This window comes from Rickettsiella massiliensis 20B, assembly GCF_000257395.1.
Taxonomy (GTDB): Bacteria; Pseudomonadota; Gammaproteobacteria; order Diplorickettsiales; family Diplorickettsiaceae; genus Diplorickettsia; species Diplorickettsia massiliensis.
Genome location: NZ_AJGC01000004.1, coordinates 1 through 22,320, shown reverse-complemented (window position 1 = coordinate 22,320; position 22,320 = coordinate 1). Strand labels below are relative to the sequence as shown.

31 protein-coding genes are annotated in these 22,320 nt (G+C 33.5%); 20 read left to right on the top strand and 11 right to left on the bottom strand.

The window, feature by feature from the left end:
* The first annotated feature begins 230 nt into the window (after positions 1-230).
* The 5 genes from S3O_RS0109930 to S3O_RS0109905 all read left to right on the top strand — a co-directional run bounded on the left by S3O_RS0109930 (position 231) and on the right by S3O_RS0109905 (position 7,708).
* On the top strand, positions 231-1,028 hold the full coding sequence (locus tag S3O_RS0109930) for a hypothetical protein (protein ID WP_010598969.1): 798 nt from the start codon (positions 231-233) through the stop codon (positions 1,026-1,028).
* A gap of 41 nt (positions 1,029-1,069) precedes the next feature.
* The gene (locus tag S3O_RS0109925) at positions 1,070-1,615 is read left to right on the top strand and encodes a hypothetical protein (RefSeq protein ID WP_029463779.1); all 546 of its coding nucleotides are present in this window, start codon (positions 1,070-1,072) and stop codon (positions 1,613-1,615) included.
* A gap of 159 nt (positions 1,616-1,774) precedes the next feature.
* Positions 1,775-2,413: a hypothetical protein gene (locus S3O_RS0109920; RefSeq protein WP_010598967.1), complete on the top strand. Its 639-nt coding sequence runs from the start codon at positions 1,775-1,777 to the stop codon at positions 2,411-2,413.
* A 756-nt stretch (positions 2,414-3,169) separates the two neighbouring features.
* The gene (locus S3O_RS17615) at positions 3,170-3,340 is read left to right on the top strand and encodes a hypothetical protein (protein WP_192805947.1); all 171 of its coding nucleotides are present in this window, start codon (positions 3,170-3,172) and stop codon (positions 3,338-3,340) included.
* Between the two features lie 507 nt (positions 3,341-3,847).
* Positions 3,848-7,708, top strand: coding sequence for an ankyrin repeat domain-containing protein (locus tag S3O_RS0109905; protein WP_010598965.1), 3,861 nt, complete (start codon positions 3,848-3,850; stop codon positions 7,706-7,708).
* A 477-nt stretch (positions 7,709-8,185) separates the two neighbouring features.
* Here the strand turns inward: S3O_RS0109905 and S3O_RS0109895 are convergent, their stop codons facing one another.
* From S3O_RS0109895 to S3O_RS0109885, 3 genes are all read right to left on the bottom strand, one after another.
* Positions 8,186-8,380: a hypothetical protein gene (locus S3O_RS0109895; protein WP_010598964.1), complete on the bottom strand. Its 195-nt coding sequence runs from the start codon at positions 8,378-8,380 to the stop codon at positions 8,186-8,188.
* Positions 8,381-8,555: 175 nt separating this feature from the next.
* Positions 8,556-8,714: a hypothetical protein gene (locus S3O_RS17610; protein ID WP_010598963.1), complete on the bottom strand. Its 159-nt coding sequence runs from the start codon at positions 8,712-8,714 to the stop codon at positions 8,556-8,558.
* Positions 8,714-8,983, bottom strand: coding sequence for a prevent-host-death protein (locus S3O_RS0109885; protein ID WP_010598962.1), 270 nt, complete (start codon positions 8,981-8,983; stop codon positions 8,714-8,716). Before S3O_RS0109885 ends, S3O_RS17610 begins: the two co-directional genes overlap by 1 nt.
* A 146-nt stretch (positions 8,984-9,129) precedes the next feature.
* On the opposite strand from S3O_RS0109885, the gene S3O_RS0109880 reads away from it, so the two are divergent.
* On the top strand, positions 9,130-9,435 hold the full coding sequence (locus tag S3O_RS0109880) for a hypothetical protein (RefSeq protein WP_010598961.1): 306 nt from the start codon (positions 9,130-9,132) through the stop codon (positions 9,433-9,435).
* 105 nt (positions 9,436-9,540) lie between these two features.
* On the opposite strand, the gene S3O_RS0109875 is transcribed toward S3O_RS0109880, so the two are convergent.
* Both S3O_RS0109875 and S3O_RS17605 read right to left on the bottom strand, forming a co-directional pair.
* Entirely contained in the window at positions 9,541-11,361 is a 1,821-nt protein-coding gene (locus S3O_RS0109875; RefSeq protein ID WP_010598960.1) for a hypothetical protein, read from the bottom strand.
* 31 nt (positions 11,362-11,392) lie between these two features.
* Positions 11,393-11,665, bottom strand: a complete 273-nt coding sequence (locus tag S3O_RS17605; RefSeq protein ID WP_010598959.1) for a hypothetical protein — start codon at positions 11,663-11,665, stop codon at positions 11,393-11,395.
* Between the two features lie 52 nt (positions 11,666-11,717).
* On the opposite strand from S3O_RS17605, the gene S3O_RS18325 reads away from it, so the two are divergent.
* Complete coding sequence (locus S3O_RS18325) at positions 11,718-11,879, top strand: hypothetical protein (protein ID WP_010598958.1); 162 nt, start codon at positions 11,718-11,720, stop codon at positions 11,877-11,879.
* A 91-nt stretch (positions 11,880-11,970) separates the two neighbouring features.
* Here S3O_RS18325 and S3O_RS12830 read toward each other — a convergent pair whose 3' ends face one another.
* The 3 genes from S3O_RS12830 to S3O_RS14855 form a co-directional block, all read right to left on the bottom strand.
* Positions 11,971-12,144 carry a transposase gene (locus S3O_RS12830; protein WP_083827772.1) on the bottom strand — a complete coding sequence of 58 codons (174 nt, stop codon included), beginning with the start codon at positions 12,142-12,144 and terminating at the stop codon, positions 11,971-11,973.
* 58 nt (positions 12,145-12,202) lie between these two features.
* On the bottom strand, positions 12,203-12,523 hold the full coding sequence (locus S3O_RS0109860; protein ID WP_010598956.1) for a helix-turn-helix domain-containing protein: 321 nt from the start codon (positions 12,521-12,523) through the stop codon (positions 12,203-12,205).
* A 101-nt stretch (positions 12,524-12,624) separates the two neighbouring features.
* Positions 12,625-12,891, bottom strand: coding sequence for a type II toxin-antitoxin system RelE/ParE family toxin (locus tag S3O_RS14855; protein WP_010598955.1), 267 nt, complete (start codon positions 12,889-12,891; stop codon positions 12,625-12,627).
* Positions 12,892-13,016: 125 nt separating this feature from the next.
* Here S3O_RS14855 and S3O_RS17595 point away from each other — a divergent pair, with 125 nt between their 5' ends.
* The 12 genes from S3O_RS17595 to S3O_RS0109795 all read left to right on the top strand — a co-directional run bounded on the left by S3O_RS17595 (position 13,017) and on the right by S3O_RS0109795 (position 20,440).
* Positions 13,017-13,193, top strand: a complete 177-nt coding sequence (locus S3O_RS17595) for a ribbon-helix-helix domain-containing protein (protein WP_192805946.1) — start codon at positions 13,017-13,019, stop codon at positions 13,191-13,193.
* A 199-nt stretch (positions 13,194-13,392) separates the two neighbouring features.
* Positions 13,393-14,157: a PD-(D/E)XK nuclease-like domain-containing protein gene (locus S3O_RS0109845; protein WP_010598954.1), complete on the top strand. Its 765-nt coding sequence runs from the start codon at positions 13,393-13,395 to the stop codon at positions 14,155-14,157.
* A gap of 10 nt (positions 14,158-14,167) precedes the next feature.
* A complete protein-coding gene (locus tag S3O_RS16105; RefSeq protein WP_010598953.1) occupies positions 14,168-15,022 on the top strand; it encodes a hypothetical protein in 855 nt (284 codons plus the stop codon).
* 10 nt (positions 15,023-15,032) lie between these two features.
* Positions 15,033-15,215: a hypothetical protein gene (locus tag S3O_RS0109835; RefSeq protein ID WP_010598952.1), complete on the top strand. Its 183-nt coding sequence runs from the start codon at positions 15,033-15,035 to the stop codon at positions 15,213-15,215.
* Between the two features lie 139 nt (positions 15,216-15,354).
* On the top strand, positions 15,355-15,765 hold the full coding sequence (locus S3O_RS16100; protein ID WP_010598951.1) for a helix-turn-helix transcriptional regulator: 411 nt from the start codon (positions 15,355-15,357) through the stop codon (positions 15,763-15,765).
* A 76-nt stretch (positions 15,766-15,841) separates the two neighbouring features.
* Positions 15,842-16,207, top strand: a complete 366-nt coding sequence (locus S3O_RS12815; RefSeq protein ID WP_010598950.1) for a helix-turn-helix transcriptional regulator — start codon at positions 15,842-15,844, stop codon at positions 16,205-16,207.
* Positions 16,208-16,262: 55 nt separating this feature from the next.
* Positions 16,263-16,505 carry a hypothetical protein gene (locus S3O_RS0109820; RefSeq protein ID WP_010598949.1) on the top strand — a complete coding sequence of 81 codons (243 nt, stop codon included), beginning with the start codon at positions 16,263-16,265 and terminating at the stop codon, positions 16,503-16,505.
* Positions 16,457-16,654 carry a helix-turn-helix transcriptional regulator gene (locus S3O_RS20600; protein WP_083827771.1) on the top strand — a complete coding sequence of 66 codons (198 nt, stop codon included), beginning with the start codon at positions 16,457-16,459 and terminating at the stop codon, positions 16,652-16,654. The genes S3O_RS0109820 and S3O_RS20600 overlap by 49 nt, the downstream gene beginning before the upstream one ends.
* A 269-nt stretch (positions 16,655-16,923) precedes the next feature.
* The gene (locus S3O_RS12810) at positions 16,924-17,268 is read left to right on the top strand and encodes a response regulator (RefSeq protein ID WP_192805945.1); all 345 of its coding nucleotides are present in this window, start codon (positions 16,924-16,926) and stop codon (positions 17,266-17,268) included.
* A 350-nt stretch (positions 17,269-17,618) separates the two neighbouring features.
* Positions 17,619-17,873, top strand: a complete 255-nt coding sequence (locus tag S3O_RS20210; protein ID WP_328264378.1) for a sensor histidine kinase — start codon at positions 17,619-17,621, stop codon at positions 17,871-17,873.
* A gap of 189 nt (positions 17,874-18,062) precedes the next feature.
* Positions 18,063-18,938, top strand: coding sequence for a hypothetical protein (locus S3O_RS0109800; protein ID WP_156792884.1), 876 nt, complete (start codon positions 18,063-18,065; stop codon positions 18,936-18,938).
* On the top strand, positions 18,935-20,440 hold the full coding sequence (locus tag S3O_RS0109795) for an ATP-binding protein (protein ID WP_010598944.1): 1,506 nt from the start codon (positions 18,935-18,937) through the stop codon (positions 20,438-20,440). The genes S3O_RS0109800 and S3O_RS0109795 overlap by 4 nt, the downstream gene beginning before the upstream one ends.
* A 15-nt stretch (positions 20,441-20,455) precedes the next feature.
* Here the strand turns inward: S3O_RS0109795 and S3O_RS12805 are convergent, their stop codons facing one another.
* Positions 20,456-20,716 carry a hypothetical protein gene (locus tag S3O_RS12805; protein ID WP_156792883.1) on the bottom strand — a complete coding sequence of 87 codons (261 nt, stop codon included), beginning with the start codon at positions 20,714-20,716 and terminating at the stop codon, positions 20,456-20,458.
* Positions 20,717-20,881: 165 nt separating this feature from the next.
* On the opposite strand from S3O_RS12805, the gene S3O_RS0109785 reads away from it, so the two are divergent.
* Positions 20,882-21,076: a hypothetical protein gene (locus S3O_RS0109785; protein ID WP_010598942.1), complete on the top strand. Its 195-nt coding sequence runs from the start codon at positions 20,882-20,884 to the stop codon at positions 21,074-21,076.
* 205 nt (positions 21,077-21,281) lie between these two features.
* Here the strand turns inward: S3O_RS0109785 and S3O_RS14850 are convergent, their stop codons facing one another.
* Together S3O_RS14850 and S3O_RS19945 are read right to left on the bottom strand one after the other, a co-directional pair.
* Complete coding sequence (locus S3O_RS14850) at positions 21,282-21,992, bottom strand: TIGR01777 family oxidoreductase (RefSeq protein ID WP_202798046.1); 711 nt, start codon at positions 21,990-21,992, stop codon at positions 21,282-21,284.
* Positions 21,976-22,191, bottom strand: a complete 216-nt coding sequence (locus S3O_RS19945) for an NAD-dependent epimerase/dehydratase family protein (RefSeq protein WP_202798045.1) — start codon at positions 22,189-22,191, stop codon at positions 21,976-21,978. Before S3O_RS19945 ends, S3O_RS14850 begins: the two co-directional genes overlap by 17 nt.
* Positions 22,192-22,320: the final 129 nt, after the last annotated feature.

Sequence of the window (22,320 nt, the reverse complement as noted above, 5' to 3'; positions counted from 1 at the left end):
CAAGATCCTTAATGAAGAGAAGTTATCTTCAAGATTACTTAAAAGTGTAATAAGAACAAGCCAAGAATTTCCTAATATTAAAAGCAAAGAGAAAACTATTTTTGATTCCTTGCGTAAATCAACAGCTAAAGAAGACATTGATGCGTTAACAAAAGAAATTATCGAAATGATGCAGAAAGATACGGTAAAAGCTACTGAAACATCCCCTGTACTAGAGTAGGAAGTCATTTATGACTACTGCCGAAGATATTTTAAAGAAACACAAAACAAGAAAAAGGAAAAATTTTGAGCCAATTATAAGAAGGGCTTGGGATGATATTGCATCTATTGATAGATCTGAAAAAACCACGCCTCCTAACGAGGATAAAAAAAGTGAAAATGAACATAAAAGTAATATAGGTACAAATATAGGTACGGAAAGTAGTATCAAAAAACAGGTACAAATAGATTCAAAGAGTACTGAAGAAGAAGAAAAAATAATAAAAATACTGAGAAAAACGACAGGGTCTCAAAAAGAAATTATGGAAGAAATTACAGCATATATAAAAAGTATATCTAATAATGAGAATATGATTGATATCCCTGAAACACTATCTATTAGGATAAATAGAACTAAAGACGTTGTTAGAACTTCAATAAAAAGGCTTCAGAAAAAATCTATTTTATTAAAAGGGGATGGGCAACATGGTCGTTTAGGAACAACAAAAATAATTGTGCCTAATTTCATTATAAAAGAGTGTATAAATCTTTTTCATTGTCTCCCTAAATCACTCGATGAAAATTATATTGAAAATGGGGACATATATAGAAACAAATATAGTAACAATGATTTTGTATATAGTAGTAGTAATAATATAAATACTACTACTAGAGTAGAGCAGTTGTTACCTGAGGAGTGGAAAGCGATCAATATTGAACCGTTACAAGAACATGGATTTTCCTTAACGCAACTCAAACAACTTTACGTCATAAACATTACATCGCCAGAAATTATTCAGGAATCAATAACCATTTTGCTTTTGGATTAAAAAATAACCCTAAATTCAGTAACTACAAAGATCCACTTAATGTGTTAATGGGTGTTTTAAGAAAAGGGGAAGCGTGGCATGAAAAAGACTATAAATCACCTAAAGAGATTGTTCTACGTGAGTTGATAGAACGTAAAAGGGCAGAGCAAGAACGTCTCAAGAAACTTGAAGAAGTAGCATTCGATTTAGCAGTAGAGGAGTGGAGTAGAAATTTAAGTTCCGATGAAGTTAATAATATAACTCAAAAAAAGGGGTTAAACGATATTACACCTAAAAATTCAAAATTAAGGCTTTATTTTTTAAAGAGAATATTTGGGAAACGGTTAAGAAAGATTATCTTATATAAATATAATCGGTTTTTTATTATATTAATCGGTAGGACTTTAAAAAAATATTTGTATTTATGTTTTAGTAATGGCATATTTTTATTCCTGAAAAAAATAAAACTAAGGAAAAAAATGGAAAAAATGGAAAAAAATAAATTCGATCAAATGACTGACGAAGAAATAGAACAATTTGCTGCTAATAGAGTAGAGTTTACCTTAAGCCAATATAGAAGTTTAAAAAAATCCTTGAGAACGGTATAGATGCATTAAAGGAGGCTAATTTATTTAATAGTTTATTATTTGAATATAATAGATTATCTAAATAATTTTTTATGCATATAGACTTTAGTAATTTGGGCTTAAAGCTAGTGTTAAAAGGTGAATTATAAAAATAGATATGGATAACTAATAGGAGTATTTATGAGTTATAGTGAAATGATTGGTTCTTTCTTTCAAGAGTTTTATGATTTTAAAGATGATGAGCTTAATGGTTGGTACATTAAATTAAAAAAAGAACTAGACGAATTTTATAATGAATTAGATTCCAGATTTCAGCATAGAGTTTGTAATGATAGAAATAATAAAGAGGATGAATATTTATTACTCCTCACTAAGCTAAAAGATTGCTTTAAAGGTTTGGATCAATTACTTGCTATTAAAAATGAGTTAACTTTAGATGATAAGAACATTAGTTTAATAAAAAAGAAGATTACAGATTTCAACGATGCATTAGAGCCACTAGAAGCATTTATTAAAGAAGAAATGTATTCCAATAAATTAGAGTGTATTATTTTAAAGCTAAAGTCTACCTTATTAGCAATAGCTAATTATTTCCTTGAAAGGGACTTACAATACAGTAGAATTAGAGTAATTAGTTGTCCTGAAGGATCTCCTGTTGTAATAAAAACAGCGGGGCCTGCCACTCATTCTACACCACGTTACATTCTTCCAGAAAGGTCAAGGACACTATCATTTTTTTCTAAGCAAATTGATGATGCGCTTGAAAAGAAACAATTTCAAAGTCACTGCCTTCACAATCCATGTAATTACCTCCGATAAGTTTTTTTATCGAAATTAATAAAATATACATTAAATCAATAATTTATATTAAACTAAGGATAATAAATGTCTGGAAAGAAAGTTACTAAAATAAAAGAACTACGAGAAAATAAATTATTTGAAAAAGCTGGCTTAAAGTTTGATTTTAACAAAAGTATTTTTTTGAGGTTTTAAATTATAATCATGAAAAAACTTTATTAATGCCTAGTTAGATTTTATTCATTTACAATAAAGCTATCAGGCCTCATATTAGCTTTATTCGCATTAGCAAGTATTTTCAATACTTGCTTTTCAATAAGTCTAATTTTATTTTTCTAATAACCGATAGTCAAATTCTTGTTTAATTATTAAATTCTCTCCCTTATGGTTAATCTTTAAGACTGAGCAAATCTTTATCAGATATGTCCTTAATAAACTCACGATCAGCCCCTCTAGCGATCATTTTTTTAGCAATAACAAATTCTTCTTCTCTTTTGCCTTGCTGTAGGCCTTTTTACAGCCCTTTTTGTTCAAGTTTCTGTGCAACACTTATAATATCTTTCCCATAAGTTTGTATGTTTTTTAGCTTTTCTAGTAGTTGTTTAACATCAAAAGTATCTGATTCCCTAAAGGTATAATACAATAAAGTTTGGCATTGTTCACTGGATAAATAACCCTTTTCTAGCTCGCCTATTATATTAATCTATCCAATCTTGAATATCTTGATTCAAAGCTGAATATTTTTGAGCAAAAACTAAAACAGCTATATTTTTGTGGGTGCGTATCTCATCATCCATAGGTGGGAATCCAGTAAAGCTTATCCATAAGCGATTGGATGATGAAACTATTGATGGATTATTAAAATTACAATGGTGGGATTGGCCAATAAAAAAGATTCGTGAGAATTTTACTGATATTACTAAAGGTAATTTAAAACTTTTATTTTGAATAGGTTAAAACATGAACAGTGAAAACATGTCACCCATTATTGCAATGATGGAAAAGTAAAACTTTATTAAAAATAAAAAAAACAGAGGAAAAAATTAGTAATTTAACTTGTTTAAAAAATAAACTAGATGCATATTTAACCAGTTTAGAAAAAGGACTATCTTTATACAAAAAAAAACTAGTATTTAAAAAAATACATAAATTAAATTGTTATAGAGTCTAAAAAAACCTTAAGCATTTATTGATTATAAAAATTAAATCAAATGATGAATCTGTAGCGTGAAAAAATTTACAACGAGTCAATAGACATTTTCATCTAAAAATTTATATTATTTGTATTATTTATATTAAATAAATAACTTAAGAAATTAATGTCGCTATGGTAATGACAAGTACTAGTTGATTTGTTACTTTAGTGCGATGCCGCGCGTTGATCGTGATTAATGCACCGGGTACCATCCTAATTTTAGGATTTATTGACATTAAAAAAAATAAGGATATTGAATCATGCCTACCAATAATACAATCAATAGCAATCAAACCGTAAATAATGAGATTATTTTTAAGGGGTCGAATAATCTTTCGCGAGTTAAGCGTTCCGCGCTAGAAGATAGGAAAAAAAGCTGCAAGCGTATAAAATTTATTTCGACTGCGTTGGATGCTATCGCTCCAGGGATTAACAGCGTTTTAGGGTTTGATAAAGTGGGTTTAGTGGGCGGGCCTGCTAAAATGGCGGTAGTCGGTTCAGCTTATTTAGCAAAGGTTACGTTCAACCTGCTGAGCGTATCAAAAGATTGTGACAATATTCCCTTTGAAGAATTACAGGAGAGTTTAAATAGGAATTATGAGGCTATACAATCTGGTTTTAAATTAATAGAAAAAATATTGAATGATCTTTCGGGTGATAAAGTACGCCAAATGAGTTCAAGTTTAACCATTTTTATTAATTTATTGGTAGAGAAGCAATATCTAATCAATAACCTCAATGAAGATGCATTAATTAGAGCGCTGGAACAAGAAAATGGTTTGTTATTCGAGTTAAAAAGGGACATGACTTCTCCGGCCCTGGATAGTCTAGATAGGATGTTAAATGACATTATTAATCAGAAATTGGCTGTAGCAAAAAATCCTACGGATGAGCAGGCTTTTATGCTCTTAGGATTATCCTGTACCGCAATCGATACTTATACCAAACTAATGCACTTTCTATTGCAAGGCCGACATTACCTAATGCGTTACTACCGTCAAAAAAGTAACGTTGAGGCTTATAATCGTCATTATCATTTGTATTCAAGCACGCTAGTAGAATTTACAGGCAAGTTAACCGGTGGGGCAGGATTAATTAATAAACTGATTAAAGTGCTTGAATCTATCAGGGATTCAGAACTTATTAAAAAAGAAAGAGAAGCTGTGCATAAATTTGCAATAAATGAGATGAATTACTTAGTCAGAACAAGAGATGAGCTCAATGCTTTTGGTCAATTATTGCGTGATACACCTACACAACAATTAAGCTACGATTTTTCTGTTTCATCAATTATGTCGTTTGATCCATGGCGAAGTAAACAAAAAATAAGCTACGCCATGCAATACAAGGACCAAAGTAAGGATATTTATTATCAGATATCTGATTGGTCACCTCCCTACAGCTTATCCAATAAAGCAAATCCGCGGATTGATATTGGTAGGGGGCAACAAAATATGACACGACTTATTTATAGAAAATTTGATCAGGATAATCCTGAGTTAGTGGCAGTCGTTGAGGATCCTAACAAAACTTATTTTAGAGATGTCGATAAAGATTTCTATAATGCCGCTCTAGAACCTCATAAGGACATAGCGCGGAAAATGGGAGAATTTTATATAACCCAGGGTGCCAATCCGACGGCAACGTTTGAAAAAGGAAGGCAAGCAATTCATGCAGCAGCGAAGAGTGCATCGATTGAAAATGTGCTTATGGTGATTAAATTTGCAGGTAGAAATATTATTAATGTACGAGATGCTAATGGTTACACGTCCATTTGTATTGCGGCGAAATTAAGCAATAACGCCTTTTTTCAGGGTTTATTAATGCTGGGTGCCGATATTAATTTAAAAACTAACACCGGTCAGACACCGCTGTCTATCGCAGCCGAAAGGGGGGATGACGTACTTGTTAAAGAGATATTAAGTCTTAATACAATTGAGATTAACTCACGAGATAACCATGGTTTTACCGCTTTACATGTAGCTTATATTGCCCAAAGAACAAGTACGCTGGGTATTTTGCTTGAAGATAAAAGGGTCGATGTTAATGTCGCCGATGAAAATGGGTTCACCGTACTGGATTTCGCTGCTTTAAAGGGTGATGTAGTGACAATGGAATTGCTTATTAAAAAGGGTGCTAACTTGAATTCAAAAACAAAACAGGGTGATACAGCAACCATTTTGGCGACGAGTGTGAATCATTTAGAAGCGGTGAAATTTCTTGCAGAACAAGATAGCATTCTGCTTGAAACTAAAAACGACGCAGGAATAGCTGCTATAGATGAATCGGTGTTAAAAAACCATTGGGATGTCTTTAAATTTATAATTGATAAATTTATTAATAGCAAAAAAATTAGTTCACTAACGGAATATATGCCTTATGCTAATTTAGAAAAAACCAAGTTAGCTGTCGTAAAATATCTAATCGATGAGAAAAAAATTGATTTTGACCCTGAGAGTGCAGTTAGTAAATCAGATTTATGTTGGTTTGTTCGCTCAGGCTATTTAAATATCGTTAAATATCTAATCGATATGAAAAGCGTTGCTTTTGATATCAAGGATGAGCGTGGTGTCGCACTATTTGGCTTAGCAATTGAATCGGGTTCCTTGCAACAAGTTAAGTACTTTGTTGAAGTTAAAGGGATTAATTACAAGCTACCAGTCGATTCTAATAACCCTAAATTTGACAGCATTAAATACGCTGCTAAATCGGGCGACATAGATATATTTAAGTATTTTTTTGAGGAGAAGTATCAATATAAGGGGTTGGGTATCCATGAGCTTGGTGATATTCGTATAAAACTTAAGGAATTAGCGCCCCTTCTAAATGAAGCGATACGCCATAACCGATTATCCATCGTCAAATATCTCATTGAAGATAAACAGATGGGACCTAATATACTAACGTACGATACTTCTCGGCCTTTGCTTGATGCAGCGCATTTTGGTCATTTAGAATTGGTTAAGTATCTTATTGAGGAACAACAAGTTGATTTTTATAGTGCTAAATCCTCAGGTCATTATGCTCTGCATATAGCTGCCAAATTTAATCATGTGCCAGTAGTAAAATACCTTATTGAAGAAAGAGGTGTTGATGTTAATTTTAAAACGGATACTCTAAGCGAGATGACTGCACTAGATGTTGTTATTCTAGAGGAATCAGGGCGTAGACCGTTTACAGGGACTCGGTATGAAAAAAGGAATTGTTATGAGGTAGGGAGATATCTGCTTGATGAGGCGAAAGCGGATATTAATGTGACGAACTTTATTCATTTCCGTGACAGTGAGATTGAAATAATAGCGAACCAAAGTGCGGTAGCGAGATACCTTATTTCTATAAAAAATAATCCTAATTCTCGTTCTGTACGTTCTCATCCTGATCACATAGAAGACAACACGGTAAATAGAACATTATGGGCCGATCTAAAAGATGATTATGTATCGCCGATGATAGCCGGTGCAGGTATTTTGCTTGCTGGATTAGCAGGATGGGCAGGATTGGGTTATGTGTATCGTAACCAGTTAATAAGACAACGTCTTCGGGCCGATGCGGCGTTGACGGTTCTTGCGCCTGCCGCTGTTGCAGCCCCGTTATTAGAATCAATTCCTGTGGTGGCAGAAGCTAAATTAACAAAACATGATTCAAAAATAGCTCTTATTGAAACAAAAAAGAAGGAAGCACAGGGAACGAAAGTAAATGAATCAGAGCCAGCCTATCGCAGTGCAGCATGGCGTTTTAATGAAACGATAGCGGATAATTTTTTATTAACAAAATGGATACTTAGCTGTTTAGGTTGGCGTTCTTTTGTTGAGCGAATAAATAAACTGGAGCATATAACCCCTAGCAGCGTTAGTATAGACTCGGTGGATTCAGTCGCATTAGTGGAACAACGTGTTGCAGACGCACTAAAACACTATGATGCTATCAATAAAACAGGTTATGAAGAAGAAATGCTGGCGTGCCAAGCTAAACGTGCGGCTACCGTGCGATCAACCAATATAAATCACGTGTCTAAAAAAAAGGCCCCGTCATTTTTTCAACCAAAGCCTGCTTATAATTTAACCGCCAATCATTCCTGTCTTAATATTTCATCGATTGAGCGACAGCAGCTTGTTCGGTAAAGATAATAATTAGGGAGAATTGGCTATGACGCAATTTTTTGTTTTCTTTTGTTAATGTTCGTATTTGTGTTAATACATACAAGGAGCTGTAGGGGACAGGAGGACCCTACACTCAAGTAAACCCAAGCATTTGAAACACGCTGTAAAAAGTCCAGCACGGGAATTTTGGGGATGATTTAAAAGTAGTGTAAGTCGTTGATTTTCTGGTGGCCGAGGGTGGAATCGAACCACCGACACAAAGATTTTCATCGCCAAATTACACGCTAAGTTATTAAAAAAAGAACATTATTATAAATCAGACGACTCTACAAATGTATAGCTATGGCCATCTAACAATTTTTGCATCATTTCTGTAGTTTCATCTACACAATTATAAACTTTTTTTTCTAGTAGCCGATAATCCAATTTTTCTTCCATTATTATGGCCTTTCCATTTTTCAATATGGATAAATTGTACCTAAATGTAACTTAACTTTATTATTCCCAATCATCACGTAAAGACTTTTGTATAGTTAAAAGATCTCCAACAAAACTTTTAGATTTATTTAAGCTTTCTGCTAAGCTAATAATTTCAATTTCAACATCATATTCTATTTGGCTAAATTCATTATTTATCTCCATACTTTGATTTCTAACAACTAAACTTGCTTTCTCCAGAATTTTATCTTTCATTTAATACCTTTTTAAATTCATGAACTACTTTTAGTATAAATTTATTTCACTTTATATATTTTCAAAAAATAAATGAATATTATCTGTTATCCATATAGAAAATCCTGAGCCAAAAAAAATCTTTATCCTCCGTCTAAATTGGGCATTCCAAAGCTAATGAAGTAGCTGCAATTGGCTAATCTTCAATATCTCGATTTTTCATTCTTTCTTTTGCTTGTGGCATGTATTCTTTATAAATTTCTTCATCAGCAATTTTCACTATTTTTTTTAATTTATTTCCTAAAACAGCGCGAATTAATATGTTTGCGTCTAATACGAGTATGTGAGGAAACATTATTTTTTGTTTCCCTTTCTAGACAGTTTAAATTCATTGAGCAATTCATCTTCAGTTATGCCATGACTAGTTAATATTTTTTTAAGTTCAATAGCTGCTTGTTTTAAATCATCTAACTCTGTTTTTTCAATATTTTGTCGCGTAGGAATATAATAACCCATTGTTTCACCATGTCTGGTAATAGCAACAGGTTTTGAGGTTAATAAATATTGATTTAAATGAGAACGAAACTCCCGCATCCCAACTTTTATAACATTTGAAGCTTTCATAAATCACCTAAAATTGAGTACTTATGCGTACACAATATTATTAAAGTCAGTGAAAGTCAATTTTTGTGTTTTTGGAAATATTGGAGTGAATTATATATATACTATATTGAAACTAATTTAATAGCTTTTAAGGCCAATATTAAATCATGTTTGACCAATTAACAGATTTGGAGAATGAGGAATTTGCAGCTAACTGTGTAGGTTTTAAGTTAGAGGAGTATAAAGATTTAAAAAATATATTTATTTATAGGATAAAAAAATTAAGGGCGGCTATAAATCATGATATTGTTTCTATAAGTGAAGCAAGCAAAATTGCAGAGCTACCTAAGGAGCATCAGTTGGAAACCTTAAAAAGGCTCGGTTATACCGATGAAAAAGATTTACCAAATGTATACGATGATGAAATTATAGATTTAATTAACGATATGAAAGGTAAAAAGGATCATGGCTAAACTTTACATTCTGAAGGGTAACATTTTCGCAAAAAACAAAAGATAACTTCCGATAATTGGGATTATCGGATATGTATTAAATCAATAACTTACGCCTCAATATAACTAAAATTTAAAGAAGTCTGTATTATGGCTATTTTCTGAACTTTCCTGATTAGAAGCCGTCGTAGATCTTGAGTCCAGTGCGGGTTGAGTTACAGGCGTAAAAAATTGAGAGAATCTTGCTTCAAGCCCTTTGAGTTTTGCTTCCGCCTCTTCTTTATCTCTTGCTCGCTGAGCTTCTGCCTCTTCTTTATCTCTTACTCGCTGAGCTTCCGCCTCTTCTTTATCGCTCGCTCGCTGAGCTTGAACTTCCTTGAGCTTCGCTTCCGACTCTTCTTTATCTCTCGCTCGTTGAGCTTGAACTTCCTTGAGCTTCGCTTCCGCCTCTTCTTTATCGCTCGCTCGCTGAGCTTGATCTTCCTTGAGCTTCGCTTCCCATGCTTCCTTATCTTGTGCTCTTTTAGCTTCGATTTCTCTCAATTGCTTAGTAAATTCTTTAAGTGATTGTTTCAATTCTTCAATTGATTGACTTAATTCCTGAACATGTTGTCCTAGATCAGACCATTCTGATGAGAATGGCTGTCTTTGCAATTTTTGTTGCTCAAGAAGGGATAAGTCTTCAATACGCAAACGGTAATTTTCAAATTTACCTAAATAGTACCGATATTGATCTATGTAACATTGACTGTAACGGCCTATCAGTTCCCACATCGCTTGCGAAGGTGTTAAACTCATCATATGATCGGGATGAAATAAGAGCATCCCTCCCTGTAATAAAGGCTTTAATTGACACTGTAAGTTATTTAAATATTTTAAGAATATTCCATAGTCTTCTTGTTTCTCTTCAATATCAGAAAGCACTGCGTCGCAGTATTCCAAATAAAGATCAGTGATGGTTTTAATTTCATTGAAGCTAGTTTGTAACAGTGCATCCACTTTTTGTAGCGAACCTTCTGCTATCAATGAATTTAAACATTGCCTTTGATTTTTTATCCATTCTTTAGCCCCATGTAATGAGTGAATTTCAGTTGGATGTACTTCTCTCGGGACAGGTAATGGGGACGAAGAAGATGCAGTTTGCGAAGAACCCGGAGCAACCACCATGACATACGCTCGACCCGGCTCTAAATTCTCCTCTAACACTTCATCTTCTAGATCGACCCATTCCTCGTCTTGAATCACTTCATTGACTCTCTCTGGGATAAGATTCCCTGGCAGGGACTGTGAAAAAAAGTAATTCAATCTTTGATGATAATAACGCAACATCAGTGCTTCGACTTGCTGATATTCCTGTTCAGCTTGTTGTTTTAGAATAAATCCGTGCTCTTCCCCTTCTATCTTCATCTTTTTTAAAGATTGACGTAGCTTCGTTAAAAAGGTTTCTTTCAACCGTTGTGTGTAAGCGTTAATTTCTTCTGAATAATGCGTTTCTAACCACCTTGGATTACGTTTTTCTATATACGTTTCAAATTTGGCATTTACTTGATATAAACATAACGCTAATTCTTTAAAAAATGACGTATACGCGCTCGGCATCACTACGCTTGCTTGTTCCAAATGATCCGGACGTACCGCTTGATAGGCTAAACAACGTTGATAGTAGTTCCAAACATCAATCTTCTTATTCATCCCAAAATAAGAAAACCAACGGCGCCAACGCGGCTTTTTCCAATAGTGTTCTATTTTTCGGCCCAGTTCTTCTGGACTTAAATCAAATAAACGTAATGAATGAAGTTCATCTAGACTACGTTTCCATAAAGGCGCCTCCTCACTTAAAGGAGGATGAATTTTCAGATACGATTTCCAGCTTCTCGACCACCAACGACGTTTAAATGGTCTATTGGAAAGATATTCATCCATTTGATTCAATAATTGACTCAACATGTCCTCCTAGGCATTCCCTCCTCCTTGATAACTAAGGTTTAAAGAAACGAGTATTTTGACTACTTTCTGGACTCTCCTCATTGGAAGCCGTAGCAGATCTTGATTCCAGTGCGGGTTGAGTTGAAGGAGTAAGAAATTGAGAGAATCTTGCTTCAAGCGCTTTGAGTTTTGCTTCTGCCTCTTCTTTATCTCTTACTCGCTGAGCTTTCGCCTCTTCTTTATCTCTCGCTCGCTGAGCTTCCGCCTCTTCTTTATCTCTCGCTCGCTGAGCTTGAACTTCCTTGACGCTTCGCTTCCGACTCATTGGCGTTATGCGATGTGTTTGTCACGGCTATCATCGTAAAGATGGAACTTCCGTGAGGCCTCATTATCGCAGTAATCCTGATGGTAATTTCAATAATAATTGGTCGACGAAAGGCAATATAAATCCTTATACTGGAGAATGGGGAACGAAATCGAAAAGAGAAAATAATAATCGAACGCTTGCAGACGGTCAGTGGTGGATAGAAGGGAAATAACTTTTATTCATTGAATAGCTGGTGATTCGTTTGATTTTTCTAGCGAATAAGCCTTCTTCAAGGCTATACCGGCCACCGGCTTTTGAAAATATCAATCCTCTAAACTAAGTAAATCTTGGTCTGATAAGCCGGTCGCTTTCTTAATAATCTCATGATCGATGCCCATATCTAGCATTCTTTTAGCAATAACAAAGTCTTCTTCCCTACGGCCTTGTTCTAGGCCTTTTTTTAAACCTTTTTGTTCAAGTTGTTGTGCAAATGTCATGATAACCTCTTTCTCTTGCGGGAAAGCTTGTATTAGTCCTTGATTAACCAAAAATTTATTAGGCAAATGCTACTAGCAAATGACCATGATCTTTCCTTTTGGTTGGTTTTTTCTTAACAATAATTTCAACATCACGATCTAATTTATTTAAGAAATCAATAAGCCTCTCTATGGAAAAATCGTCTAATCTTCCACAGCTTAGTGAAGAAATTTTTGGTTGATCTACACCTAAAACTTTAGCAGCATCTATTTGTTTTAAAGAACGTTTTGAAATAATATGGTTAATCTGTCTAGCAAGTTCTGCTTTTGCCAAGTATTTATCTGAATTTGGCAGGCCAATATCAGAAAATACATTTCCGCTTGATTTTGTAAGTTCCAATTTATCCTCTTTTTATATTCATAATTATTACCTCTAATTGATTTTAGACCTTAGTAGTTTTAACCGTTGTTTAATGAGTTCTATTTCTTCTTTAGGGGTTTTTATTCCACTCTTTGATTTTTTTGGAAGCAATGTACTACGTAAATAGTATCTCCTAAATTCACTATATAGACGGATCGATAAGCATTTTTATCGTATTCTATAGCTATTTCATACACTCCAGATCCGCATCCTTTAAAAGGTTTCGCCTTACAATAGTGTTCTCCTTTCTGAGAGAGATAAAGTGCATACCCTATTTCTTGAATCACTTCTTCTGGAAATTCCATTAAATCTTTTTTACTACTATTCACCCATTCTAATTTTTTCATAAATAGCCTTTATATGCCAATATTGGCATATTATTTAAATAAATTCAATATCTTTATACTATAAGTCTGCTATACTATTAAACTAGTATCAATTTATTATTCATTTTTATAATTTGGGTCGAATCGTGGTGGAAAGCAACGAAAGTAAGCGTAAAGATCGTATAGGTAAAAAAGTTATAACTTTATATGTAAATTATGAAATGTGGGAAAAATTAAAGTTAATTGCCGTAAAAGAAGAAAGTAATATGAATCAGCTTTGCAAAGAAGGAATAGAACATATCATAAAAAAATATGAAAAATAAAAAGCTTGCATATAACAGACAACAAGTATACTATTAGTCTGCTATGTAAGTTAAGTTGACTTACAAGCGCATAGCTAAGGTGGTTCGAAGCACCCTAGCAATGCTAACCACAATCTACTGAACTGGAGTAAATCATGGCTAACTTTAGTCTAAATCAATTAGTCTATCTACGACAACCAGCAAGCGAATATATATCGCAATGTTACCAAATATCAGCTCGCCTAACGGACTTTTATGGGAGTTTAAACGCTCGCCGTACCACTACTGGTATAAGTATAAAAACCCAGATTACATCCCTGAGTCCCCTACCCCAGCTCAAATTTTGGGATATGCATTACATACGACAATTTTAGAACCTGAAAAATTTGAAGAGCAGCTTTTTGTTTTACCGAAAGTAGATAAACGAACCAAGGCCGGTGCTGAGAAATGGAAACAGTTACAGGAAACGATGGGTAATCGAAGCCTTCTCACTGAAGCACAATATGAAGAATTATGCGCAATGAAAGCCAGTTTTGAGAAAAACACTCTGGCTGTACAGTTAATTCAAAATGCGGAAATAGAGCAATCGATTTATTGGAAGGATCTGGATACAGATATTTTATGTAAATGCCGCCCAGATATTTTACACAACGGCTTAGTAGTTGATCTTAAAACAGCCCAAGATGGAAGCGCCTGGTCGTTTTCTAAGGCCGTGCACGACTACGGTTATCATATTCAAGTGGCAATGATTCGAGAGGCATTGAGAGTTATTAAACAGATTGACATCCAATCGTTCTGGTTCATTGTAATAGAGAAATCATCTCCATATGTCGTTTCGACATACAAATTAGATGCCGCCGCTTTAGAAAAAGGCTATGAAGAATTTAAGCACCTACTTGCACGATACCAATATTGCTTAAAAGAAAATGATTGGCCTGCCTATGAAACACAAGAAATATCCCTACCCCGCTATGCCTTTAACTAGGAGAAAAACAATGTTACCCAGTACACAAACTTATAGTTTATTACCGAGTGCAGTAGAACTAGAACAAACCATGAAGTTTTCTAATGCGATATCGAGGAGTAATTTTTGCCCTTCTAAATATCGAAATCATCCGGAAGATGTCTTAGTCGCTATTTTAATGGGCTTGGAGGTCGGATTAAAACCCATGCAAGCCTTGCAAAACATCGCTGTAATCAACGATCGCCCTTGTGTCTGGGGTGATGCTGCCCTAGCCCTTGTCCAGGCCTCTGGTGAGTTGGAATATATCGAAGAAAAGATAGAGGGTAATTTGGAAGTCAATGGAGTTGCAACCTGTACGATTAAACGCAAGGGATTGGAGATGAAAGTCATCCGATCGTTTGGTATTGATGATGCTAAACGAGCGGGTTTATGGAGTAGAGATACCTATAAAAAATACCCGGCCAGAATGTTACAAATGCGTGCCAGAGGATTTGCCTTACGCGATGCCTTTGCGGATGTGCTTAAGGGTTTAAATATTCGTGAAGAAGTAGAAGATCTTCCGGTCGAAAAAGAAATGACTTCAATTAATCCGTCGCATGCCTTAATTGAGGAATTGCAACAGCATTTAAAGGCTGAGGTTAAACCACTTGTAATCGAAGCGAAGCAACCTTCAGTTGTCAAAATACGTGAAAAGATTCAATCCGCTCAAACTCAAGACGAACTGAACCAACTGACCGAAGTTATCAAGCATGGCGACTATTCGGAAAAGGATAAGGCCGAAATGCGCAAAGTGTTTAAGGAGAAGAAAGCGTCACTCACAAGACCAAGATCAGAAAACGTAACGGAGCACTCCATTAAAAGCTCTGAACAAACGAATCAATCATGAGGATAACACGATGAAGTATAACCCTACTTTCAATCAAGACAGTGAATTTCGCTTAATTCAGCGATTAGACCGCTTAGAGGCAAATCTTTATAAAGTTAAGCGCTCTCTTTTGAAATGGACCATTGGTTTGGCTTTGACCTTGGTCGCATCAGAAGGCGTGCTCTACCACTTATTTCACAGCCTAGGAGGATAAAAACAATTAAAAAAACAAACTCAGGCAATATAAACCCAAAGAAATAACATTCACTGCCAAACCCCACTTAAGGGGGACAGCGAAAGAGTGTTCGACCACCCTATCACTGTCTGGCCACAATCAAACCGGAGATTTGATCATGGTTGCTCAAAGAATAAATCGATCTGACTTTGAATGCAAATTAAGAGAAGAAGAAAATCATTTTTTTGAAATTCTAGCCAAATTATACCTACAGTTTTTTGGTAATAAAAAACCGACTAAAACCCAATTAATTGAAATGAAATCATTAATTTCACATGTCTGTGTCATACGTCCTCTTAATTTAAATAATCGTTTAACGCGCCGCGAAAAGCAATGCTTGTTACTTTCAACCCAAGGGAAAAAGATAGCTAGAATCGCTAAATTTATGAAAATTACGCCTCATATGGTCAATATGCATAAACGTAATATTTTCTTAAAGTTAAATTGTAAAAGTATGAGCCAAGCTATTACGAAAGCGATCTCGTATGGATTACTAGAACAACCTATAAATGAGTTGTCAACTACTTAAACAAGTACTAGTTTTTTATTAATTGATTCTTAGATACTGCGTATTCCACTACTATTAAGGTTATACGCAGTATCCAATGAAAGAAGAAAAAGCATTTAGACAGGCTATTATAAAAGTTTATTTGGAAAAATTAGGAAATAGAAAACCTACAAAAAAGCAATGTTTAATCATGGAAGACGTGTTATTTAATGTATGGTTACAACAGCCATTATCTTGGAATCGGCATTTAACTAGCCGAGAAAAAGAATTTTTATATCATACAATGCAAGGTAAAACAATCAAAGAAATTTCCACATTAATGAAAATTGAAATAGATGGAGTGAAGTTTCACATTCGCACTATCTTAAAAAAATTGTCTTGTAAGAACATTAAACAAGCTATTTCTATTGCAATTCGTTATGGAGAAATAACGCCTCCAAGCTCTAACTACACTTCTGTGTAGTTATATTAAATAAAATTAAAAGCCATACTTATATTTTTTAAGCTTTGAGAAAGTAATGGCACCTAATCTTTTAGAAATCTTTTCTTATTTTATATCGGAAAAAGAAGAAAAATATTTGACAGAAAAAGCGAATGACTATCTTCTATTTTTTGGAAATAAAAAACCAAACAATTTCCAATTCCAAGTAATGAAATCCTTGCTTGAAGGTATGTTTATTAAACATACCTTACTTTTTAATAGTCAACTAACATTACAAGAAAAAAATGTCTCTCACTCGCCGCACAAGGTAAGAGTATAAAACAGTCAGCTAAGATTCTTGGACTATCAATCAACTCTATAAAATATTACCGTAAAAGTATAATTAAAAAACTAGGCTGTAAAAACATAATAGAAGCTATTTTAGTTGGACTACGCTATGACTTTATTCGCCAATCTAAAAAAATTTAATACAATACCCTACTCTTTTGAGTAGCCCTTCAAAATCAGCTGTCAGCTAAATTTCTTCTTTTCTCTACGCCATTTACAAAAAACCATAAAAACACTAAATTAGTATAGTTTTTACGCATTATAGAAATAATACCTAAGTAGGCATACTACACTTTTGAGTAGTTATATTCTGCTTAATTTTTATTCATACTTTATTTCCTTGTTATACAAATAAAAACAGGAATTAAAATGGAAAAAAACAAGATCAAGATATAAAAACTATTTTGTTAGTGGAAGATAATTTTATTTGCCAACGTATTATCCAAGAACAACTTTTAAATCTCGGCTATGAAGTTGAGACAGCCGATGATGCGATAACAGCACTTAAAACAATTCAAGAAAATGTTTATAGTCTTATTTTAACTGATTTATGTTTACCGGATAAGCCAGGGATTGAAATCATTAAATTTGTTCGTCAGTCAGAGAAATATAAAAAAATTCCTTTAATTTTAGGTAGCGCACAATTAAGTGAAAAGGATATTCCAAAATATATTAATTTAGGGGCAGATGCGGTTTTAATTAAGCCATATTCTACAGAAAAGTTATCTTGTACGGTTAATAATTTATTACAATAAAATTTCTAAATAATAAAATAATTTTTAAAAAAAGAGATGATTCATAATGAGAACTAGCCTTAAGTTTTATTATTTTAAGATATTTTTCATAAAATCAATCTATTTATTTATATAAATAAACATTAAGAATAAATATATGATTATAAAAACTATTCAAAAAATTGTAAACGCAATAAACTTTATTTTACCAATGGAGCTTATTGCAATCACTAAGACAGGACGAATAAAATGGAATTATACGAATACCTTACTCTGAAAAAGGTTTTAGAGGATTATTAATTTTAATTATCGATATGACATCTATTAATAAGAATAATTTAATTAATACCCCTATAATAAATTCATAACTTATTTTCAGAGGAGTATCTATAAAGAGTATTGAGCAAATATTAGATGCTCGTTCATTTCATCGAAAACGAAGTATAAAAAAACTAGGCTGCAAAAACATAGTTGAGGCAACCTTTAAAAGTTCAGAATTTACAGGGGTTGGTATGGGTTTATATCTTGTTAAACAGCTATTAAAAGATTTGAAAGGCACCATAGCCCTAGAAAGTGAATTAGGTAAAGGTTCAACCTTTAAATTAGAAATCCCTTTATTTATATGATTGACCCTAATAAAAAATTCATAATAAACGATAATAAAAGATTATATTTTTTAAAGAACATAATTACCAATGAACCTTCTAGCATGAATCAAATTGAAGGATTTAGCGTGCGAATAGCGCTTAAGCAGGATTTCAGTAGCATAATTTCTATGTTAGAATTAAAAATCCACTCTAAAAATTATAAAATCTATGGAACTACATGCAAAAATAAATGGCCTAGAAAAACACCTAAAACAACACCCCACTAAACGGGATTTTTCTATTGTTAATGTCATTAGCATGGATCAGCCTTCACAAAGGGGTGAGAAGTTTGAGGCGTTTACTAGGCGCATTAATCTTCTTCATAAAAAGCGCGGAGTAAGAAAGCTTGTTATCATATTGACTGACAGTTTACAAGAGCACTATTTAGGCTTAAATCCAAATTTAGTACCTACTAACATTAAAAGATTAGCCCATAAAAAAGGGACTGATTGGATTAGACAAAATAGCAAATCATTATCTTTTTGCCTTGATCCAAAGGTAAATATAGAGATATGGCGCTGGAAAAAATTATTAAGCTGCGATGATTTTAAAAAATCATATAGGGAAGTAGAACAGTTATATGAACAAGACAAAAGCTTTCAAGAGATAGTCAATAGACTTTCTGGTGACTATGCCCAAAAACTTTCAGATCGAAGAAAAAATTGGAAAAATCCACCCAGTCCGAATGCTTGCTTTGCTGCGGCTAAAAACTATTTACTCGAAGAATCAGCTATATGGGGACCACTGCTTAATTTAGGATTTGATTTTATTACCTATCCGGGCTGTAAAAATGAAGCAGTTAATTATACCTATGACAAACTATCTCAATCAATTAATCAATTTTTGCCTTGGTTAAGGTATTCTTTTGAAAAAAAACGTAGCTTACCTTCCCTTGTTTCTAAAAAATTGATTGATCCTACTAAAAGTATTGAGAACTTATACTTCCCACAGTTTTTTTCTAAGATACCTTCTGATAATTTACCAGAAGACTTTGAATTATTAGAATTAGAAGAATCATATCAAGGTAGACGGCTTTCTTTATGAAAAATATTTATAATGTGCTGCGCTCATTAGGACCTATAGAAAGTAATATTACTGAAGACTTAATTAATTTATTACCTGGTAATGTTTTTGTCGTTAATAATGAGGGTTATCTTCTATGGGGAAATCAACGTATCTTAAATACATTAAATTTAAAAAGTCTTGACGAGTATATTGGTAAACACATTAGCTATTGGGATGACTATAGCTGGGAATGTTGCCAAGCTATTTTAAAATCAAGCAAAGAAATATTAGGCGAAGAATCCTATAGCGGTCACTATTACATAACTAAACGAAAACCACTTTTCTCAACAACAGGTGAAATAGTAGCTATTCTTGGAACTGCATTTGATATCACAGAACAAAAACAAGCCCATCTTGCGAAACAAGAATTCCTACAAAACATGGCACATGATATTAGAACGCCTTTAGCTGGAGTGATCGGGTTAGCTCAACTTCAAGCAGGAGGTTTAGAGTCATTACAGGAGTCAAAAGAGTACGGTCAAATGATTTACGATACAGGCAATCAATTACTCGAATTGCTTAATGCCGTGATTAAAGTGACTGATACCGAGCAAATGACGGATTCTGTAAAAATAGAACCATTAGATTTATCAGGGTTAATGAAAGAGCTTTATGCATTAATGGAGCCTGCTGCCTATACGAAAGGATTAAAACTAACTTTAGAGATTGATCAAAATTTACCACTTATTTTGAGCGATAGAATTAAGTTAAAACGTATCTTTCTCAATATCTTATCGAATGCGGTTAAATTTACCAAGATCGGTGAAATACGTTTTACTGTTAAGTTATTAAGGGTAGAAAAAGGTTGTGCAAACGTAGAGGCCAAAATAGCGGATACCGGGATAGGGATTGCGAGAGAAAATATCAATAAGATATTTGACCGCTTCTACCGTGAACATCCTTCTTATTTAGCAGAATATAGCGGCTACGGTTTGGGGTTATATTTGGTTAAGGAAATATTAACTCTTCTAGGCGGTGAAATAAACGTAGCGAGTAAAAAAGGAAAAGGAAGTTGTTTTACTTTATCTTTCACCTTTTCTTTAGCACCGGAAAAGACAGATAAAGTAAAGACCATATTTGCGCCAAGTAAAAAACCTCAAATAAAAAGCGGTTGCGTGCTAATTTCTGAAGATAATCTGGTTATGCTACATGTAATCAAAAAAAAATTAAAGGGGGTGGGCTATGAAGTGATGACCACAATGGATGGACAAGCGGCGTTAGAGACATTAAAAACGCATTCTTTTTGTTGGGCACTCCTCGATATTGGCCTACCTAAACTCAAAGGAACGGAGGTCTGTAAAGAATATCGCCGGTGGAAAAAAACAAATAATAAGCCTCATTTACCTATTTTTGTACTGACCGCACATTCCGTCGATGAGGTGAAAAAGGAATGCGATGAAGCGGGTATTGATTTAATTTTTACCAAACCTTTAACTAACAAAACTATAAAAGAAATTGAGCTATTTATGGACAACAATTAATTAATCTAAAAATATCTAATATTTAATAAACATGTTTAAAAATAGGTTATTGACTCTTGATTCTGAACCACCAAAGTTACCTGTTGTTGGCCAATAATTAACAGAGTTATCTCCTCCCGTATATCCATTAATCAATACATTTGGCTTTGCAAAACTATATTGTCCATCAAAAAGTGATGGATGATTATGATCATAGATTTCATCTAGCTGTAAAGAACCAATAGAAGAAAAACCTCTATTATCAAAGTAGTCCGCTATCGACTCATTGAGACGCAAATTATTGAATATAATGAAACGATATTTAAAGGGCTTCCACTTATTTTTTTTTGTTGGGGTTGGGGGTTTTTTCGTTATTGGGGAGGGATTGCTTTTTGACCATTTTCGGAAGATAAACGCATTGAACAAAGAGAAAAAGAATTACAAATAGAAAGTGAAGTAAAAATGGCTAAATTAGCGCTTGAGAAACAAGCCATTGAAAATAAACATCTTAAAGCTCTATTAGAGATTGAACAAAAAAGTAACCAAAATCAAATCAATATCGAAAAGGCAAAAATCGATGCTATGCTGAAAACAGCCGATATTGGAATGAAAATGAAGACCTCTCATGAAATCCACCATAAACAAAATCGTTTATAGGCTCCAATAAAAAATTGGATATTTAAATTTTAATATATCAATTTAGAATTAAATTTAACTCGACATTTAATGGGTAACTATCACATTAAGTTTGATGTCAGCACAATAAACAAATTACTACTTATTTACTGACAAAAATTACACCTACAATGAGTGATGACCTACTCATTGGCAAGGTAAATATATCTAATTTTAATAGTTATGGCTAATAGTTTTGATATTCATGGAAAATAGCTTCTTCTAAATTTGGATATTTAAAATGGAATCTTGATTCTTTTAGACGTTTAGAAATAACCTCTTGGCCTGAGAGTAATAATTCCTCACCCATTTGACCAAATAATAATTTAATTAAAACATTTGGCATTTTAAGAAAACAAGGCCGATTCAATGTTTTTGCTAAATTTCTTGCTAATTGTTTTTGTGTTACGACACCGGGTGCAACAATATTAACAGGTCCTGAAAGTTCTTGATTTTTAATGATAAAATTTATTGCTCGTACTAAATCTTCTATATGGACCCAACTAATTTGTTGTTCCCCATTACCCAAAATACTTGCTAAACCAAATTTATAAGGTATTTCTAATTTTTCAAGCATACCTTGTTTCTTTTTTAGCACTATGCCAAATCGCATTAAAGTGTAGTTAATTTTATTTTCTAGTTTTTTCTTGACTATAGCTTCCCATTCTCGAACAACTTGTTGTGAAAAACAATTTTTTTGGTTTTTTATTAATGTGTTTTCTGTATTTTGTCTTGTGTTCAAGCCATAAATACCTACAGCACTCGCATTAAGAAAACGTAATGATTGTGGTGTACTGGAGGTTAATGCCCAATTAGACAAATTGCTAGTAGTTTCTAAGCGGCTTTGTAAAATTTTTATTTTTTGATCGCTTGTCCATCTACTAATATTTTTCACCACAAAGATTAATTACCAGTTGATAATCGGTTGCATATTCTACTTTAAGTCCTTGCCAATCGAGGATACGATGTCTAGGAAAATTTTTTTTTAGTATATTAATATCTCGTCCTAATACTGTAATCTCATGTTCGTGCGCATTAAATGACGAAACTAGATTTTTTCCAATAAAACCAGAGGCACCAGCAATTAATATTTTCATGATAGCTTTTTACTTTCTAACTAATATTCTCGAGTGTATTTGATAGCCAATTCACGTGCCCTTGCTTCTTGGATATCATCGATATCCAGATTGAGATTAAATTTCTTCTCAGGGGCATAATGACCTTTG